This window comes from Acidovorax sp. Root267 (assembly GCF_001429215.1).
In the GTDB taxonomy this organism is placed as follows: domain Bacteria; phylum Pseudomonadota; class Gammaproteobacteria; order Burkholderiales; family Burkholderiaceae_C; genus Acidovorax; species Acidovorax radicis.
The window spans coordinates 663,419-681,797 of record NZ_LMJC01000001.1; the positions used below are offsets into that span (position 1 = coordinate 663,419).

At 66.6% G+C, this 18,379-nt stretch carries 15 protein-coding genes; 8 read left to right on the forward strand and 7 right to left on the reverse strand.

All coding sequences use genetic code 11. The features are described 5' to 3' along the window. Positions 1-9: 9 nt before the first annotated feature. Genes ASE39_RS02890 through ASE39_RS02900 form a run of 3 tightly spaced genes read left to right on the forward strand, consistent with a single transcriptional unit; the run spans position 10 to position 3,043 of the window. A complete protein-coding gene (locus ASE39_RS02890; protein WP_057270116.1) occupies positions 10-1,233 on the forward strand; it encodes an ABC transporter substrate-binding protein in 1,224 nt (407 codons plus the stop codon). After that, a complete protein-coding gene (locus ASE39_RS02895; RefSeq protein WP_057270117.1) occupies positions 1,230-2,294 on the forward strand; it encodes an iron ABC transporter permease in 1,065 nt (354 codons plus the stop codon). Before ASE39_RS02890 ends, ASE39_RS02895 begins: the two co-directional genes overlap by 4 nt. Continuing rightward, complete coding sequence (locus tag ASE39_RS02900) at positions 2,288-3,043, forward strand: ABC transporter ATP-binding protein (RefSeq protein WP_057270118.1); 756 nt, start codon at positions 2,288-2,290, stop codon at positions 3,041-3,043. The genes ASE39_RS02895 and ASE39_RS02900 overlap by 7 nt, the downstream gene beginning before the upstream one ends. Before the next feature lie 29 nt (positions 3,044-3,072). On the opposite strand, the gene nadA is transcribed toward ASE39_RS02900, so the two are convergent. After that, the gene (nadA, locus tag ASE39_RS02905) at positions 3,073-4,209 is read right to left on the reverse strand and encodes a quinolinate synthase NadA (protein WP_057270119.1); all 1,137 of its coding nucleotides are present in this window, start codon (positions 4,207-4,209) and stop codon (positions 3,073-3,075) included. Then, positions 4,206-5,054: a carboxylating nicotinate-nucleotide diphosphorylase gene (gene nadC / locus ASE39_RS02910; protein ID WP_199864229.1), complete on the reverse strand. Its 849-nt coding sequence runs from the start codon at positions 5,052-5,054 to the stop codon at positions 4,206-4,208. Before nadC ends, nadA begins: the two co-directional genes overlap by 4 nt. 167 nt (positions 5,055-5,221) lie before the next feature. Between nadC and panB the strand changes: the two genes are divergently transcribed. Together panB and panC are read left to right on the forward strand one after the other, a co-directional pair. After that, the gene (panB, locus tag ASE39_RS02915; RefSeq protein WP_057270121.1) at positions 5,222-6,103 is read left to right on the forward strand and encodes a 3-methyl-2-oxobutanoate hydroxymethyltransferase; all 882 of its coding nucleotides are present in this window, start codon (positions 5,222-5,224) and stop codon (positions 6,101-6,103) included. A gap of 41 nt (positions 6,104-6,144) precedes the next feature. Continuing rightward, positions 6,145-6,990, forward strand: coding sequence for a pantoate--beta-alanine ligase (gene panC / locus ASE39_RS02920; protein WP_010463194.1), 846 nt, complete (start codon positions 6,145-6,147; stop codon positions 6,988-6,990). Positions 6,991-7,062: 72 nt separating this feature from the next. Here panC and ASE39_RS02925 read toward each other — a convergent pair whose 3' ends face one another. Beyond that, positions 7,063-7,656, reverse strand: a complete 594-nt coding sequence (locus tag ASE39_RS02925) for an alpha/beta fold hydrolase (RefSeq protein WP_242421359.1) — start codon at positions 7,654-7,656, stop codon at positions 7,063-7,065. 316 nt (positions 7,657-7,972) lie between these two features. On the opposite strand from ASE39_RS02925, the gene ASE39_RS02930 reads away from it, so the two are divergent. The 3 genes from ASE39_RS02930 (at position 7,973) to ASE39_RS02940 (ending at position 15,249) form a co-directional block, all read left to right on the forward strand. Beyond that, positions 7,973-11,479: a transglutaminase family protein gene (locus ASE39_RS02930; protein ID WP_057270122.1), complete on the forward strand. Its 3,507-nt coding sequence runs from the start codon at positions 7,973-7,975 to the stop codon at positions 11,477-11,479. 159 nt (positions 11,480-11,638) lie between these two features. Beyond that, positions 11,639-14,278, forward strand: a complete 2,640-nt coding sequence (locus ASE39_RS02935) for a circularly permuted type 2 ATP-grasp protein (protein ID WP_057270123.1) — start codon at positions 11,639-11,641, stop codon at positions 14,276-14,278. Positions 14,279-14,280: 2 nt separating this feature from the next. Then, a complete protein-coding gene (locus ASE39_RS02940; RefSeq protein WP_035197853.1) occupies positions 14,281-15,249 on the forward strand; it encodes a transglutaminase family protein in 969 nt (322 codons plus the stop codon). Here ASE39_RS02940 and ASE39_RS02945 read toward each other — a convergent pair. The 4 genes from ASE39_RS02945 to ASE39_RS02955 form a co-directional block, all read right to left on the reverse strand. After that, positions 15,215-16,174 (reverse strand): alpha-E domain-containing protein, encoded by a 960-nt coding sequence (locus tag ASE39_RS02945; protein WP_010463183.1) that lies wholly within the window; start codon positions 16,172-16,174, stop codon positions 15,215-15,217. The two genes, ASE39_RS02940 and ASE39_RS02945, sit on opposite strands and share 35 nt — an antisense overlap. After that, entirely contained in the window at positions 16,168-16,323 is a 156-nt protein-coding gene (locus ASE39_RS25600) for an alpha-E domain-containing protein (RefSeq protein WP_010463181.1), read from the reverse strand. The genes ASE39_RS02945 and ASE39_RS25600 overlap by 7 nt, the downstream gene beginning before the upstream one ends. Positions 16,324-16,643: 320 nt before the next feature. After that, positions 16,644-17,825, reverse strand: a complete 1,182-nt coding sequence (locus ASE39_RS02950) for a putative zinc-binding peptidase (protein WP_010463180.1) — start codon at positions 17,823-17,825, stop codon at positions 16,644-16,646. A gap of 174 nt (positions 17,826-17,999) precedes the next feature. Continuing rightward, positions 18,000-18,317, reverse strand: coding sequence for a BON domain-containing protein (locus ASE39_RS02955; protein ID WP_010463178.1), 318 nt, complete (start codon positions 18,315-18,317; stop codon positions 18,000-18,002). Between the last annotated feature and the right edge of the window lie 62 nt (positions 18,318-18,379).

Sequence of the window (18,379 nt, forward strand, 5' to 3'; positions counted from 1 at the left end):
GTCTTTGACATGGCAATGGGTCACCGCTGGCGCATCGCGCTGCTTATCCTTGTGCTGGCAGGCATCGCCGCCGGCATTTTTCTGGCTTCTCCGGCCGCAGCCCCCGAAGGCGCTGCATCCCCCCCGCCTTCCGGCAGGCACCACGTCACGGTGACCGACCTGCTGGGGCGCAACGTGCAGGTGCAGGTGCCTGTACAGCGCGTGATCCTGGGTGAAGGGAGGCAGCTGTACCTGGTGGCCGCACTCGATACGGACAACCCGATCCAGCGCATCGTGGGTTGGCGCAAGGACCTGATCCAGGCCGACCCCGACACCTATTCGGCGTACGCCAGGAAATTTCCGCGCATCGCCGACATTCCCACCTTTGGCGGCTTTGAAGACGGCACCTTCGACATCGAACAGGCCATTGCGCAGAAGCCCGACGTGATCCTGCTGAACATCGAGGCCCAACGTGCCACCGATGACGCGCGCTACATCGAGAAACTGGCGGCGCTGGGGATTCCGGTGGTGTATGTGGACTTTCGCCACCACCCCATGGAAAACACCGAGCCCACCATGCGCCTGATCGGCCGGCTGCTCGGCAAGGAAGCGCGCGCCGAGGAGTTCATCGCCTACCGCGCGGCGCAGATCCGGCGCGTGGCAGATACCATTGCCGCCCACCAGCCTGCGCGGCCCAAGGTGTTCATTGAACGCATCGGCGGCTACACCGAAGACTGCTGCCTTAGCTTTGGCAACGAAAATTTTGGCAAATTCGTGGAAGTGGCGGGTGGCACGAACGTTGCCAAGGGTGTGATTCCCGGCACCTTTGGCCAGCTCAACCCCGAGCAGGTGATGGCATCCAACCCTGACCAGGTCGTGGTCACCAGCGCCAACTGGGAGGCCTACGTACCGTCGGGCCACTGGATTGGCGTAGGCCCCGGCGCGGACCTGGTGGAGGCCCGGCGCAAGCTCGAAACCTATACCCGCCGCCCCGCCTACGCTGGCACCCGGGCTGCGCAGGACCGCGGGTTCCACGCCATATGGCACCAGTTCTACAACAGCCCGTACGAGTTTGTGGCCATCCAGCAGCTGGCCAAGTGGTTCCACCCGGCCTTGTTCACAGACCTCGACCCGGACGCCACTTACCGCGAGATGCATGCGCGTTTCCTGCCCGTGCCCTATGAGCCCGGCTACTTCGTGAGCCTGGATGGCGCAACACCTGCGGCGCCCTCCACGGCCAAGGCTGCCCCATGACGGCCACTGCGATGGCCCCCCATGCAAGCCAGGGCGCTGGCTACCGTGCCCTGGTGCGCCGCAAGCGCTGGCTGCTGCTGGGGTTTTTCGTGCTGACGACCTTGAGCCTGCTCCTGGACCTGGCGCTCGGGCCGGTGGGCTACAGCGTGAAGGACGTGGTGCAGGCCGTGCTGTGGCCTGACAGCGTGCCGGTGCAACTGCGCGTGGTGGTGTGGGACATCCGCCTGCCCACCGCACTCATGGCGCTGGCGGTGGGCGCGGCGCTGTCGGTGGCCGGTGCGCAAATGCAGACCACGCTGAACAACCCCCTGGCCAGCCCTTTCACGCTGGGCATCTCGGCGGCGGCCAGCTTTGGCGCCGCGCTCGGCCTGGCCTTCGGCGTCGCCCTCTTCCCCACGGTGGCAGGGTATGTCGTACCGCTGAATGCCTTTGTGATGGCGATGCTGTCGGCCGGGTTGATCCACCTGCTGAGCCTGAAGCGCGGCGTGACCACCGAGACCATCGTGCTGCTGGGCATTGCGCTGGTGTTCACCTTCAATGCGCTGCTGGCGCTGGTGCAGTATTTCGCCACCGAGCAGGCCGTGGCGGCCGTGGTGTTCTGGACCATGGGCAGCCTGACCAAGGCCACCTGGCCGAAGCTGGGTGTGACCTGCCTGGTCCTCGTGGTCACGCTGCCCCTCTTTGCGCGCAACAGCTGGGCACTGACGGCCCTGCGCCTGGGCGATGACAAGGCCGCCAGCTTCGGCATCAACGTGGCGCGCCTGCGGCTGCAAACGCTGGTGCTGATCAGCCTTCTGGCCGCGTTCCCGGTAGCGTTTGTGGGCACCATCGGCTTTGTGGGTCTGGTGGGCCCGCACATTGCGCGCATGCTGATCGGCGAGGACCAGCGGTTTTTCCTTCCCGCGTCGGTGATGACCGGCGCGCTGCTGCTGTCGATCAGCTCGGTGGTCAGCAAGACGCTGATCCCCGGAGCCATCTTTCCCATCGGCGTGGTGACCTCGCTGATCGGCGTGCCCTTCTTCATCTCGCTCATCCTGGGCAGCAAGGAGCGCTCATGGTGACATTGCAACTGCAGGACCTGGGCGCGCGCTATGGCAGCCGCACGGCGCTGCAGCACATCAGCACGCCGGTGTTCCATGCCGGGCAAATGGTGGCGGTGGTCGGACCGAACGCGGCCGGAAAGTCCACGCTGTTCAAGCGCATGGCCGGCATGCTCAAGGGCCCGGGCGAGGTACTGCTGCAGGGTTCGCGCAAAGGCCACGCAGGCATCTGCTACATGCCGCAGGACATCAGCGCCAACGCCCGGCTCACGGTCTGCGAATCCATTTTGCTGGCAGCCAAGCAGCAGCACCAGGGCTGGGCCGTGACCGATGCAGAGCTGGGGCATGTGGGCGCCATTGCTGCGTCACTTGGGATTGCGGAGCTGGCGTTTCGCAATCTGGGCGAGCTCAGTGGCGGCCAGCGGCAATTGGTGTCCATTGCCCAGACTCTGGCGCGCGACCCCGAGATCCTGCTCATGGACGAGCCCACCAGCGCGCTCGACCTGCACCGCCAGATCCAGGTGCTGGACTTCATGCGCGTGCTGGCACGGGAACGGGGGCTGATCGTGTTCATCGCACTGCACGACATCAACCAGGCGCTGCGCTACTGCGACCACGCCCTGGTGATCGCCAACGGCCAGGCGCTGCGCAGCGGCCCGTGCGACCAAGTGATCACGGCAGACATGCTGCGCGAGGTCTACCGCATCCGGGCGCGCATCGAAAGCTGCTCGCTGGGCACACCCCAGGTGATCTTGGACGGTGTGGCATAAGCCGCCACCCCCCAGTCTTCCGCTTGGGCTCAGGCGGCCCCGATGCCCGGCACCAGGCCTGCGGTTGGCTGCCCGTTCTTCAGCGCGGCTGTGAAGGCCAGCATGCGGTCGATGGGCTGGCGCGCGCGCGGAATCAGTGTCGGGTCCACATGGATCGCATTGGCGCCGGTTTCCAGCACCCGCGCCACGTCGGCCAGGCCGTTCATCGCCATCCAGGGGCAGTGCGCGCAGCTCTTGCAGGTGGCGCTGTTGCCGGCCGTGGGCGCTTCGTAGAAGGTCTTGCCGGGATTCAGCGTGCGCAGCTTGTGCATCATGCCGTTGTCGGTGGCCACGATGAATTCGGTGGCGTCCATCTCTCGCGCGGCCCTTAGGATGGCGCTGGTGGAGCCCACAGCGTCGGCCAGGGCCACCACGTCGGCAGGGCTCTCGGGATGCACCAGCACTTTGGCGCCGGGGTGCTCCTTTTTGAGCGCCTCCAACTCGAAGGCCTTGAACTCGTCGTGCACGATGCAGGCGCCGTTCCAGAACACCATGTCGGCGCCGGTCTCACGCTGGATGTAGGCGCCCAAGTGACGGTCGGGTGCCCACAGGATTTTTTGTCCTGCGGCCTTCAAGGCGCCGACGATGTCGAGCGCGCAGCTCGATGTGACCAGCCAGTCGGCCCGCGCCTTCACGGCGGCGCTGGTGTTGGCATAGACCACCACCGTACGGTCGGGATGGGCATCGCAGAACGCACTGAATTCTTCGATGGGACAGCCCAGGTCGAGCGAGCAGGTCGCATCGAGGTCGGGCATGAGCACCGTCTTTTCGGGGCTCAGAATTTTGGCCGTCTCACCCATGAAGCGTACGCCGCTCACCACCAGCGTCTGCGCGGCGTGGTCGCGGCCAAACCGCGCCATCTCCAGCGAATCGCTGACGAGGCCGCCGGTTTCTTCGGCCAGGTCCTGCAGGTCGGGGTGCACATAGTAGTGCGAGACCATCACCGCGTTCTTCTCTTTGAGCAGGCGGCGGATCCTGTCCTTGAGCGCGGCGCGCTCAGCCTGCGTGGGCTCGGGCGGCACGCGGGCCCAGGCGTGTTGGGTGGAACACGCCCCACCGCCCGCCAGGGCATCCAGTGGCTGGTCGTATTCCACGTCGATGCGGTTCAGCACGGCAGTGGTGGTCATGACAGCTCCTGCAGGCGCATGGAGAAATCAGTGGCTTTCACATCTTTGGTCAGCGTGCCGATGGAGATGCGGTCCACCCCCGTCTCAGCCAATTCGCGCAGGCCTTCGAGCGTGACGCCACCCGAGATTTCCAGAATCGCCCGGCCAGCGTTGATACGCACAGCCTCGCGCAGCATGGGCAGGGGCATGTTGTCGAGCAGCACCATCTTCGCGCCCGCGTTCAGCGCCTCGGTCAACTGCTCCAGCGTTTCCACCTCAATTTCGATGAACTTCGCTTGCGCCGCCACGGGGTCGGCGGCACGCAGCACGGCCGTCACGCCGCCTGCGGCTGCGATGTGGTTCTCTTTGATGAGCACGGCATCGTGCAGGCCGATGCGGTGGTTGGTGCCGCCACCCACGCGCACGGCGTACTTTTGCGCCAGGCGCAGGCCGGGCAGCGTCTTGCGCGTGTCCACGATGTGGGCACGGGTGCCAGCCACCACATCCACATAGGTGCGGGTTTTGGTGGCCACGGCCGACAGCAGTTGCAAAAAATTGAGCGCCGTGCGCTCGGCGGAGAGCAGCGCGCGGGCATTGCCCGTGAGCTCCAGCACCACCTGGTCCGGGGCGCAGCGCTGGCCCTCGGCCACATGCCAGGTGATCAACACAGTGGGATCCAATGCGCGCAAGGCAGCTTCGGCCCAGGGGGCGCCGCAGATGACGGCGGACTCGCGCGCCAGGATGCGGGCGCGGGCGCGGCGGGTGGGGTCGATCAGGCCGGCCGTGAGGTCGCCAGAGCCCACATCTTCAGCCAGGGCACGGGCCACGTCGGCCTGGGCCAGGGCGGCTACATCGGAGTCTCTCATCGTGGTGTTTGCGGGGTGTAACGCTGCTGTCATGGGCCGCGAGCATACCGGGAACGCAAAGGCCACTGCGCCAACACGGGCCGCTTTCTACCGGGCAGGAAACCAATAAGTACACCCATTATTGGTCGCATAGACTCGCGGCAATTTTTTTTGCATACGGAGGCCCCATGACTGCCACGAACACCGTTTCCGCCACGCCCTACGGCACCCTGCCGCCCGCATCGCCCCTGCCCCAGCGCCGCCCGGTCAGCCTGCCGCGCCTGGCGCAGATGCGCGCAGCGGGTGAGAAGATCACCATGCTCACCGCCTACGACGCCACGTTTGCGGCCGTGGCCGATGCGGCGGGTGTGGAATGCATCCTGGTGGGCGATTCGCTGGGCATGGTGTGCCAGGGGCTGCCCAGCACGGTGGGCGTGGGCCTGGACACCATGGCCTACCACACGGCCAGCGTGGCACGCGGCCTGCACCGCGTGCAAGGCACGGCGTGGCTTGTGGCCGACCTGCCTTATGGCACCTATGCCGAGAGCCGCGAGCAGGCCCTGCGCAGTGCCTGCGTGCTGATGCAGGCGGGAGCGCACATGGTCAAGCTGGAAGGTGGGGGCTGGACAGCGCCCACGGTGGAGTTCCTGGTGCAGCGCGGCGTGCCGGTGTGCGCCCACCTGGGCCTCACGCCGCAAACAGTGCACGCCCTGGGCGGCTACCGCGTGCAGGGCAAGACCGACGATGACGCGCGCACCCTGCGCAAAGAGGCGCATGAGCTGCAGGATGCAGGCGCCACCATGCTGGTGCTGGAGATGGTGCCTGCCGTGCTGGCCGCCGACCTCACGGCCGAGCTGCTGCACTGCCACACCATCGGCATCGGCGCGGGCAACGGCACCGCCGGCCAGGTGCTGGTGTTGCACGACATGCTGGGCATGAACCTCGGAAAAATGCCGAAGTTCGTCCACAACTTCATGCACGACGCTGGCAGTGTGCGCAGCGCCATGGAGGCGTATGTGCAGGCCGTCAAGCAGGGGAGTTTTCCCGACAACGCCCAACACGCCTGGTAACCGCCACCCCTCGCTTTCGCCCACTGACTCCCTTTCGCCCCATGCTGATTGCCCACTCCATCGCCGACCTGCGCCAGGCCCTTGCACCCCACCGCCGCCCCGCCTTCGTGCCCACCATGGGCAACCTGCACGAGGGACACATCGCCCTCGTGCGCCAGGCCAAGCCCCTGGGCGACGTGACGGTGGCCAGCATCTTTGTGAACCGCCTGCAGTTTCTGCCGCACGAGGACTTCGACAGCTACCCCCGCACCTGGGAGGCCGACTGCGCGCAGCTGCAGGCCGCAGGTTGTGATGTGCTGTTTGCCCCGCGCGAGGCAGACCTGTACCCGCAGCCCCAGACGTTCAAGGTGCACCCCGACCCGGCGCTGGCCGACATGCTGGAGGGACACTTTCGCCCCGGCTTTTTTGTGGGTGTTAGCACGGTGGTGATGAAGCTGTTTGCCTGCGTGCTGGGCCAGACGGGCGGCACAGCCGTGTTCGGCAAGAAGGACTACCAGCAGCTCATGGTGATCCGCCACATGGTGCAGCAGTTTGCGCTGCCCATTGAGGTGGTGGCGGGCGCAACCTGCCGCGCGGCCGATGGCCTGGCGCTGAGTTCGCGCAACGGCTACCTGAGCCGGGAAGAGCGGCAAGAGGCTGTGGCGCTGCCTTCGGCATTGAAGCAACTGGCCCAGCAGTGGCTGAACACGCCCCCCGGCGACCGCAACGCGCTGGAGCCGCAGGCCCTGGAGGCCCTGCGCGCCCGGGGATGGTTGCCCGACTACCTCACCGTGCGCCGCCGTGCGGACCTGCTGCCCGCCACGGCGGCTGATGCGGCAGGCACGCTGGTGGCGCTGGGGGCTGCGCGGTTGGGCAGCACGCGGTTGATCGACAACTTCGAATTCTGATTTGCTACTAATTTAATAGCTTCTAGCGCTTATTGGATAAGCGCCAGCAGCCAAAAACATTCAAAACCCGGTTCAAATCCACCCATTGCGGGCCAGCCACTGCACCAGCAGGTGGTTGACGGCCTCGGGCTGTTCCATGGTCAGCATGTGGCCGCTGTGGGCCAGCAGGGTGTGATCGGCATGGGGAACCAGCGCCGCGATCTCGGCAGAACATTCGGGCGGCGTGAGCTGGTCGGCCTCACCACACACCACCAGCACCGGACAGGCCATGCCGGGCAGGTGCTGGCGGGCATCGGGCCGGTGGATGACGGCGCGGTTCTGGCGCACCAGGTGCGCGGCGCCAGCGCCCAGCACAAAGTCGAGATAGGCCTGCACCAGCTCAGGCCGCGTGGCGTTGTCGGGGTGGAAGGCAAAGGCCACGTTGGGCTCGATCACTTCGCGCAGGCGGCCCTGTTCAAAGAGTTCGATGGCAGCCTCGCGCAGCGCCCGCATGTCCGGCGTTTCAGGCCGCGCCGTGGTGCCCAGCAACGCCAGGCCCGCAATGCGCTCGGGCGCCTGGCGCGCGGCCTCCATCGCGACCATCCCGCCCATGGAGGCACCGGCCAGCACCAGCGGCCCCGCGTGCTGCGCCAGCAACCGGGCGGCGAAATCCTCGATGGTGTGCAGCGTGGCGTCCTAGTGGGCGGTGGCCACCACCGGGCGCAGGGCCTCGGGCATGTGGGGCAAGACACCCCGCCACATACGTTCATCGGCCGCCAGGCCGGGCAAAAGCAGGAGTTGGGGTGGCTGGGACATGGCTATGCGGCAGGGTGAATCACCAAGATGGTGCTGTGAAGGAATGGGGGCGGACGGTGGAGGGTTCGGCGTCGCCCACTGGAAAGGAAGGACCGGCACCGCAGATTGTGAACAGGCCGTGAACACAAGGCACCGGCGCGGGGATTGTTTACCACGATGGCTCGGGACTTGCTAGCATGCCCTGCATATGCCCATCCACGCCGCGCTCCACCACGTCACGCATTATCAATACGACCGGCTGGTTGGCCTGGGGCCACAAACCGTTCGCCTGCGTCCCGCCCCGCATTGCCGCAGCAACGTCATTTCGTATTCGCTCAAGGTCGAGCCCGCGCAGCATTTCATCAACTGGCAGCAAGACCCGTTTGCCAACTACCAGGCACGGCTGGTGTTCCCCGAGAAGACGCGCAGCTTCAAGATCACGGTGGACTTGGTGGTCGAGATGGCGGTGTACAACCCCTTCGACTTCTTCCTGGAGCCCGAGGCTGAGCAGATTCCGTTCCACTACAGCGCAGAGATCCAGCAAGAGCTGGCGCCGTACCTGGCGGCCGACCCGGTCACCCCGCTGGTCCAGGCCTACCTCGACAAGATCGACCGCACCGAGCAGCGCACCATCGATTTCCTGGTCAAGCTCAACCAGCAGGTGTCGCAGGACATCCGCTACCTCATTCGCATGGAGCCCGGCGTGCAGGGCCCCGAGGAGACACTGCAAAAAGCCAGTGGATCGTGCCGCGACTCTGGCTGGCTGCTGGTGCAGCTGCTGCGCCACCTGGGGCTGGCGGCGCGGTTCGTGTCGGGCTACCTGATCCAGCTCACGCCCGACGTGAAGGCGCTCGATGGCCCGAGTGGCACCGAAGTGGACTTCACCGACCTTCACGCCTGGTGCGAGGTCTACCTGCCCGGCGCGGGCTGGATCGGCCTGGACGCCACCAGCGGCCTGATGGCGGGCGAGGGCCATATCCCCCTGGCCTGCACGCCCCAGCCCTCCGGCGCCGCGCCGATTGAAGGCGGGGTGGACGAGGCCGAGGTGGAGTTCAACCACGAGATGCGCGTGACGCGCATCTTCGAATCGCCGCGCGTGACCAAGCCCTACACCGAAGACCAGTGGCAGGCCGTGCAGGCGCTGGGCGACCAGGTGGATGCCGACCTGACCGCGAACGATGTGCGCCTGACCATGGGCGGCGAGCCCACCTTTGTGGCCGTGGGCGACCGCGACGCTGCCGAGTGGAACACCGACGCCCTGGGGCCCACCAAACGCGGCTTTGCCACCGAGCTGGTGCACAAGCTGCGCGCCGAATATGGCCAGGGTGGTTTTCTGCATTTTGGCCAGGGCAAGTGGTACCCGGGCGAGCAGCTGCCGCGCTGGGCGCTGTCGATCTGCTGGCGCGCCGACGGTCAGTCGGCCTGGAAAAACCCCGCGTTGTTTGCCGACGAACGCAACCCCTCGCACTACACCAGTGCGGACGCAGAACGTTTTGTGCACCACCTCACGCGCAAGCTGGGCATCACTGATCGCTATATCCAGCCCGGCTACGAGGACACCTTCTACTACCTGTGGCGCGAGCGGCGCCTGCCGGTCAACGTGGACCCGTTTGATGCGCGCCTGGACGACGAGCTGGAGCGCGCTCGCCTGCGCCGCGTGTTCGAGCAAAAGCTCGACAGCGTGATCGGCTATGTGCTGCCGCTGCAGGCGGGTGAAGGGTCGGGCAAGCTGGTGGGCAGCGTGTGGAGCACCGGCCCCTGGTTCTTCCGCGACGACCGCATGTTGCTCATCCCCGGCGATTCGCCCATGGGCTACCGGCTGCCCCTGGACGCCCTGCCCTGGGTGAAGGCCGCAGACACCGACCACCTGATCCCGCCAGACCCGACCGCCCCCCAGGGCCCGCTGGCCGCCGCCGCCACGCTGCGCGCACGGTATTCCGTTCCACCGGGCCCCGTCACCGGCGACCGTGACCTGCCCTACCTGGCAGGTGCCACCGCCCCCAGCGAGGCACGCCGGGTGGCCCAAGGCGTTGCAGGCACCGCAGGCGGCGACCACGCACGCCAGGCGGGCCAGCCCGATCCCCATGCGGGCATGCAGCCCCCAGGCAAGTTCCAGTCGGCCGCCGGGCTGTCGCGCACCGCGATGTGCGTCGAGGTGCGCGACCCGCGCCGGTCCAGCGGCCCCAAGGCGGAAGCGGTGGGTGAAAAGTATGGCGTGTTGTATGTCTTCATGCCGCCCTTGGCGCGCCTGGACGACTACCTGGACCTGCTGGCCGCCATCGAAGCCACGGCCGAAGAGCTGGGCATGAAGATCGTGCTGGAAGGCTACCCGCCCCCGCGCGACGCACGCCTGAAGGTGCTGCAGGTCACGCCCGACCCTGGTGTGATCGAGGTGAACATCCACCCTGCCAGCCACTGGAAGGAACTGGTGCAGCACACCGAGTTCCTGTACCAGGCCGCGTGGGAGACGCGCCTGTCGGCCGAGAAGTTCATGACCGATGGCCGCCACACCGGCACCGGGGGTGGCAACCACTTCGTGATGGGTGGCGCCACACCGGCCGACTCGCCGTTCTTGCGCAAGCCCGAACTGCTGGCCAGCCTGCTGCTGTATTGGCACAACCACCCCAGCCTGAGCTATCTGTTCAGCGGCCTGTTCATCGGCCCCACCAGCCAGTCGCCGCGTGTGGACGAGGCGCGCAACGACCAACTGTACGAGCTGGAGATCGCGCTGCGCGAGATCGAGTCCAACCGCGCCCTGTACGGCCAGGACATGCCGCCCTGGCTGGTGGACCGCACGCTGCGCAACATCCTGGTGGACGTGACGGGCAACACCCACCGCAGCGAGTTCAGCATCGACAAGATGTTCTCGCCCGACAGCAGCACCGGCCGCCTGGGCCTCTTGGAGCTGCGCGCTTTCGAGATGCCACCCCACGCCCACATGAGCGTGGTGCAGCAGCTGCTGCTGCGCGCCCTGATTGCACGCTTCTGGAAGACGCCCTACCGTGCACCCGCCGCCCGCTGGGGCACCGAGCTGCACGACCGCTGGATGCTGCCCACCTTCATCCAGCAGGACATGCACGATGTGGTGGCCGACATGGTCGCAGCGGGCTATGCGTTTGATGCGGCGTGGTTTGCGCCGCAGTTCGAGTTCCGCTTCCCCATGGTCGGCACGGTACAGTCGATGGGCGTGGAACTGACCCTGCGCAACGCGCTGGAGCCCTGGCATGTGATGGGCGAAGAAGGCTCCGCCGGTGGCACCGTGCGCTATGTGGACTCGTCGCTGGAACGCATCGAGGTGCGCGTGACGGGCATGAACGAAAGCCGCCATGTGGTCACCGTCAACGGCCAGCCGCTGCCGCTGCAGACGACGGGCACCACCGGCGAGTTTGTGGCCGGTGTGCGCTACAAGGCCTGGAACCCGCCCTCGGCCCTGCACCCGACCATTGGCGCCCATGCGCCGCTCACGTTCGACATCGTGGACACCTGGATGAACCGCTCTTTGGGCGGCTGCCAGTACCACGTGGCGCACCCGGGCGGACGCAACTACGACACCTTCCCGGTCAACGCCTATGAGGCCGAAAGCCGCCGCCTCGCGCGGTTCTCGCGCATGGGCCACACACCGGGCAGGCTGGCGGTGCCGCCTGCGACGATTGAGCTGCCGGGCAGCCGGGAGTTTCCGTTCACACTGGATCTGCGGCGCAAGATGCGGAGGTAGAGAAGCCCCCCTGAGTCGCTGCGCGCCTTCCCCCCAGGGGGACGACGCCCTTGCTGCGGGGCGGCCCTTGCTTGGCGTCTCTGGCATCGGCCCCGCCAGTTTCGACGGTGCGGGTTACCCGCAGAGTGTTGTCGAACAAATGCCCGAAAATCGAGCGCAGTGAACCACCTCAACGACAGCCTCCCCACCCCCGACCCTTCTGACAGCGCAGCCCAGTTGGCGGCTGCACTGGCGCCTGCTGCGGCGGCCGGGCATTTTGACGAGCTGCGGGGTGCCAGCGTGGCGGACGCCCCCGGTGCTGCCACTGCATCAGGCACTCCAAAATCAATAGCAAACAAGCCAGATATCACTAGCGCCTGGGCCCAATTCTTCGATCAATTGGGGCCCGAGGGCTTCCAGGACCTGGACCGGCGCATGGCGAGCCTGCAGCGCCAGGTGCGCGACAACGGCATCACCTACAACGTGTACGCCGATGCCGACGGCCCACAGCGGCCCTGGTCGGTCGATCTGTTTCCGCTGATCCTCTCGCAAGGCGACTGGGCACACATCGAGCGTGGCGTGTTGCAGCGCGTGCGCCTGCTCGACCGCGTGATGGCCGACGTGTATGGCCCGCAAGAGTTGCTGCACAAAGGCTTGCTGCCCAGCGCGCTGGTGCAGGGCCACCCGGGCTATCTGCGCGCCATGCATGGGGTCCAGCCCGTGGGCGGCACGCACCTGCACATCGCTGCGTTCGATATGGCGCGTGATGCGCAGGGCGACTGGTGGGTCGTCACGCAGCGCACGCAGGCACCGTCGGGCCTGGGCTACCTGCTGGAGAACCGGCTGCTCATCTCGCGCCTGTTCCCCGAGGCCTTCCGCCAGATGCATGTGCAGCGCCTGGCCGCCACCTACCGCGCGCTGCTCGACGGGCTGCGGCAGATGAGCCCGGCGGGGCAGGATGCGCGCATCGTGCTGCTCACGCCCGGCCCGTACAACGAGACCTACTTTGAGCACGCCTACCTGGCGCGCTACCTGGGCCTCACGCTGGTCGAAGGCAACGACCTCACCGTGCGCGATGCGCGCCTGTACCTCAAGACGTTGCACGGCCTGCAGCCGGTGCACGGCATCCTGAAGCGCCTGGACGACGAGTTTCTCGACCCACTGGAGCTGCGCAGCGACTCGCGCCTGGGCGTGCCCGGCCTGCTGCAGGCCATCCGCGCGGGCAACGTGCTGGTGGCCAATGCGCCGGGGTCGGCGTTCCTGGAATCGTCGGCATTGCTGGGCTTCATGCCCGCGCTCTCGCGCCACCTGCTGGGCGAAGAGCTCGCGCTGCCGTCGCTGCCCACCTGGTGGTGTGGCGAGCGCTCTGCCATGCAGGCGGTGCTGCCGCAACTGGCCCACAGCGTGATCCGGCCCACCTGGCCCATGGGGCAGCGGGTGCCGGTGCTCGGCGGCGCACAGTCGCCCCAAGACCTGGCGCAGTGGTCCCAGCGCATCCAGGGCCAGGGGGACGAATACACCGTGCAGGCCCACCTGCCGCTGTCGCAGATGCCGACGTGGCACCCCGGCCCGCCGGGGCAGCCACCGCGCAGCAGCATTGCGCCCCGTTCGGTGATGCTGCGCGTGTTTGCCGTGTGTGATGGTCCGGGCTCCTGGCGGGTGCTGCCGGGCGGGCTGGCGCGCATTGCCACCGGTGACAGCGAGATCACGTCCATGCAGCGTGGCGGCAGCAGCGCCGATGTCTGGGTGCTGACCGACGGCCAGGTGGACACCACCACGCTGCTCGCCCACAACCAGAGCGCCCCGGCCGTGGTGCACCGCAGCCGCCAGGTGACCAGCCGCGCGGCCGAAAACCTCTTCTGGCTGGGCCGCTACACCGAACGCACCGAGAACGTGACCCGCCTGGCACGCATTGCGCTGCAATGCCTGAACGGCGAGGACCAGTCGTCCCAGCCACTGCTGGCCTGGCTGGGGGCGATGGCCGTGGGCCAGGGCCTGGTGCTGTCCACCGTGCCGCCGGCCACGCAGGCGCGTCGCGTGTTCGAGCGCTCGCTCATCGCGGGGCTGACGAATGCCGCCCAGATCACCAGCGTGGGCTACAACCTGCGCGGCATCCTCGGGGCGGCCTCGGCCGTGCGTGACCGCTTGTCGCAGGAGCACTGGAACCTCATCGTGAATGCCGAGGCCGAGTTTTTTGCGCAAGGCCCGGGCGTTGCGGAAGACGGCGACTATTCACCGCTGGACGCGCTGCGCCAGCTCGAAGCCCTGAGCGGCCGCACCGCCGCCATGACCGGCCAGCAGACCGACCGCATGACCCGCGACGATGGCTGGCGGCTGCTGTCGATCGGGAGGCACCTGGAGCGCCTGGGCTTTCTGGCCGCTGCGCTCGAAAGTGGCCTGCAGACGGAAGCGGTGTTCGACGAAAGTGGCTTCGAGGCCATGATCGCGCTGTTTGACAGCACCATCACCTTCCACGCCCAGTACCAGCAGCGGCGCGACATGCCCGCGCTGCTCGACCTGCTGGTGATCGACCGCGACAACCCCCGGTCCCTGGCCTGGGTGGCCCAGACGCTGCGCGGGCGCATTGCCAAGATCGAGGCGGCCGCAGGGACACCCGGAGAGTCCGCGGCCACGGGCATCCCCGAAGCGTCCGACCTGTCGCTGGTCGCCTTGTGCGCGCAGGATGCCGAGGGTCGGCATGCCGCGCTGGAGCAGTACCTGGGCAGCTGTGTGCGGGGTGTGATGGGCCTGTCGGAGGTGCTGGCCACGCGCTACTTCACCCATTCAGTGGATGCCTTCCGGTACAGCATCGGAGCTTGACCATGCGATTGCGCGTCATCCACGAAACGGTGTACCAGTACACGCCGGCGGTGCAGAACGCCCAGCACATGGCCCACCTGCGGCCGCGCACTGGGTTGGTGCAGCGCGTGCTGACCCACACGCTGCACGTGGAACCCGCCCCAACACAGTGCCAAACCGCCCAGGATGTGTTTGGCAACACCCGCGCATTCTTCAACCTGCCTTTCACCCACGAGCGGCTGCACGTGCGCGCCGAAAGCCTGCTGGAGACCGCACCGCCGCCGCCAGCACCACCCGGCGAACCTTGGGAGGCGGTGCGTGAACGCCTGGCCTACCGGCGTGGCATGCCCTTCCACCCTGCCGCCGAATTTGGCTTTGCCTCGCCCTACATCCCCCGGCACACCGACTTTGTGGCCTATGCCCGCGAGAGTTTTGCGCCAGGGCGCCCGCTGATGGCGGTGGCCAGCCACCTGATGTCGCGCATCCATGCCGACTTCGTCTACACGGCCCACGCCACGGATGCCGGCACGCCCGCGCTCGAATCCCTGCGGCTGCGCCGGGGCGTATGCCAGGACTTTGCCCACGTGATGATCGGCTGCCTGCGCAGCATGGGCCTGGCGGCGCGGTATGTGAGCGGCTACTTGCTGACCGAGCCCCCGCCGGGCCAGCCACGGCTGGTGGGGGCCGACGCCTCGCACGCCTGGGTTTCGGTGTGGTCTCCCGCAGCCAAGGACAGCGAGGGCACGGCAGAGGACACGGAGTGGTTTGACCTGGACCCGACGAACGACCGTGCTGCTGGCGAAGACTATGTGACCCTGGCTGTTGGGCGCGACTACTCGGATGTGTCGCCGCTGCGCGGCGTGATCCATGGTGGCGACCACCATGTGCTGCAGGTGGGGGTGACCGTGGAGCCCGTGCCGGTCAGCGAACCCGCAGCGGCACCCGAAGTGGCCCCCGTCATGCCGTCGAAGGCACCAGGAAATCCTGACTGATACGCGCGCCCAGGTCGTTCACGCGCTCCAGAAACTGCGTGAGATAAGCATGCAATCCGTGGGTCAGAATTTCGTCGATGCGCGCGAACTTCAGGTGGGCCAGAAGCCTCCCCGCATGCCGCTGCGTCTCTGCAGATTGGCCGCTGCCCAGCATGTCGAGGTTACCCAGCACCTCCTTCATGCAGGCATGCAGTGAGCGTGGCATGTCGGCACGCAAGATCAGCAGTTCGGCCACCCGCTCGGGGGTGATCACGTCGCGGTAGACCTTGCGGTAGGTCTCAAAGCCGGACACGCTCAGCAAGATCGCGCTCCAGTGGTAGAAGTCGTAATCCTGGTCTTGCTCCGTGGCCGTGCCCATGAAGTCGCTCTGCACGGCGTGGAACTTCACGTCCAGCAGGCGCGCCGTGTTGTCGGCCCGCTCCAGGAAGGTGCCCAGCCGCATGAAGTGCAGAGCTTCGTCTTGCAGCATGGTGCCCACCGTGACGCCACGCGACAGGTGCGAACGGAACTTCACCCATTCGAAGAACCGCGCCGGGTCCCTCTCCAGTGCACCGCCGTCAATAAGCCGGTTCACCTCGAGCCAGGTCTGGTTCAGGATCTCCCACGCCTCGGTATTCAGCGCACCGCGCACGGCCCGGGCATTCTCTCGCGCGGCCTGCAGGCAGGCCACGATGGACGACGGGTTGGCCGGGTCCTTGACCATGAAATGCAGCACCTTCGCCGGGGTCACCTCTCCATGCTGGGCGGTGTAGGCGGGCAGCAGCTCGCTGATGGACAACAGCCCCTGCCAGCCCTGCATGGCCACTTCGGTGGATTGCGGCAGCAGCGCGCTTTGGTAGTTGACGTCCAGCATGCGGGCGGTGTTCTCTGCCCGCTCGGTGTAGCGGGCCATCCAGAACAGGTGGTCGGCAGTGCGGCTCAGCATACGGCCTCCTTGTTCAACGGGGGCAGAGAACCCCGGGCGTGCTGCGCACGCTGGCGGTGTTGTGTCGAAAGCCCGGCTGCGCAGGGCTTTTCTGCCCGCTCGGTGTAGCGGGCCATCCAGAACAGGTGATCAGCAGTGCGGCTCAGCATGGTCGTGACCTCCCTTGGTGATGTGTGTGCATTCGCCTCGGTGGGGGTGGCTCGCCCGGCACCCCGGTTGTCTTGGCGGCCTACCACGCCAAGGGTTTGCGCACGCGCCGTGCGCAAACCCTGCCCCGGCAGGGCGCACCGGCATCACGCCTGGCGAACCAGACCAACCCGCCACACCGCTCCAACGCTGCGGGGGCAGCGGAATAACCATCGCGTTGAACTTCTGCATGAGAGCCAATCTCCTCGCAGACATTTAGCAAGTTCCAGGCCGTGGTCGCCCCAACCCTTGGATAACGGCAGAATTTGAGAAAAATCAGGCGCTAGCGCATGTCCTTGCTGGTTATCTTGCTATTCTTTTTATTGATGGGTTTGGCGGCAGGTACAGGGGGCACCGATGGGGCAGGAGCCGCGACCGGGGTCGGTCGCTGGGCGGCTTCGCGCACCACGTCATGCACAAACCTCAGCTTGGCGAGCACCTCGCCGGCCAGCGCAAACGGATAGGCATCGGGCTGTCCCAGGCTGCGCGTGAGGCTGTTGAGCAGCAGTGTCAGCGGCACCAGGTGCTGCACCATGGACTGGAAATCAGGTGCCGGGCTGGCAAACGGGTCGATGGCGCTGCTGCGCTGCGCGCCATAGATGCCAGGGATCGTGACCTCGGTGGCATAGCTGGCCGATGTCTCCAGCAGATCAATCATGTGCAGGTAATGGGCCCAGGTCTCCGCCCAATCCTCCCAGGGGTGGGCGGCGGCATAGGCGCTGACGTGGTGATCAGCCCAGTCGCCCAGGTCGTTGCCCTTGGCGTAGTGGGCCTCCAGCGCGGCGGCATAGTCCTGGCGCTCGTCGCCAAACATCTGGCGGAAGTCTTCCAGGCGCCCACCGTCACGCACTAGCTGGTCCCAGTAAAAATGGCCAGACTCATGGCGCAGGTGGCCAATCAGCGTTCGGTAAGGTTCGCCCAGCGCGATGCGGCGGCGTGCGCGCTCGTCATCGTCCGCTTCGGCCACATTGAGAGTGATCGTCCCGCCGTGGTGGCCCGTCATGACAGGGGGCCCACCGGGCAATTCCGCCAGAAATTCAAAAACCGGCCCGGTGCGCCCCGGTGCCGGCTCCAGGCCCAGACGGGCCAGGCTGTAAAACAGGCGCCGCTTGGCAGCCTCGATCTGCATCCAGCGGCCCATGTTGGCCGCCTCCGAAAGATCGGGCAGCACCCGGGTCTGGCGGCAGGACACACACAGTTCGGCGTAGTCGTTGGCCGGCACCGCAAAGTTGCAGGCTTGGTGCTCGGTATGGTTACGGCACATGCGGTACAGGCGGCCACTGTAGTCGGTGCTGCCGCGCCCGCCCCTGCGCCTCCACAGGTCGGCACCGTCCTGCGGCGCAGGCGCGAGGGCCGCGATGGTCAGCACATCGGGCAAAAATGCCAGCGCGCTGCCACAGTGCAGGCACTGCACGCTATCGAAAAAAACCAGATGACCGCAATGGTCGCAATTGAATACCCGCATGGTGTGAAGCTTATACCCCGTGGAGTGTGGCCAACGCACAAGGCTTGGGAGGCACCAATAGATGCACCCATGCAAAAAGCAGGCTCCAGGACATGCCCGGAGCCTGCTTGGCGGTCAGTGCCTATGCGCCTTCGGCTTTGGAAGACCGCAGGCGCATGGTGTCAGGCAATCCGGTCAGGGACGAACCACGATGCTGTTGCGCACTTCACGCACATTCTTGGTGTTGCGTGCAATGGCTTCCGCCTGGTTCTTTTCAGCCTGCGACTTGGCGAAGCCCGAAAGCTGTACCGTGCCGTTGAGCGTCTCTACGCTGATGGAAGTGGCCGATACGTTTTTGTCTTCCGCCATCTTGGCTTTCACGGCGGTGGTGATGCCGGCGTCGTCCACATAGGAGCCAACGGTTTGTTGTTCACGGGCTACCGAGCAGCCAGTGGCCGTGATGATGGTGATGCCAGCGACAGCGGCAAAAGCGAGTGCACGTGCGTATTTCATGGTGTTGTCCTTCTTTGAGAATGGTTGGGAACGCGGGTGCTGGAAGATTGCAATCTGCCGGT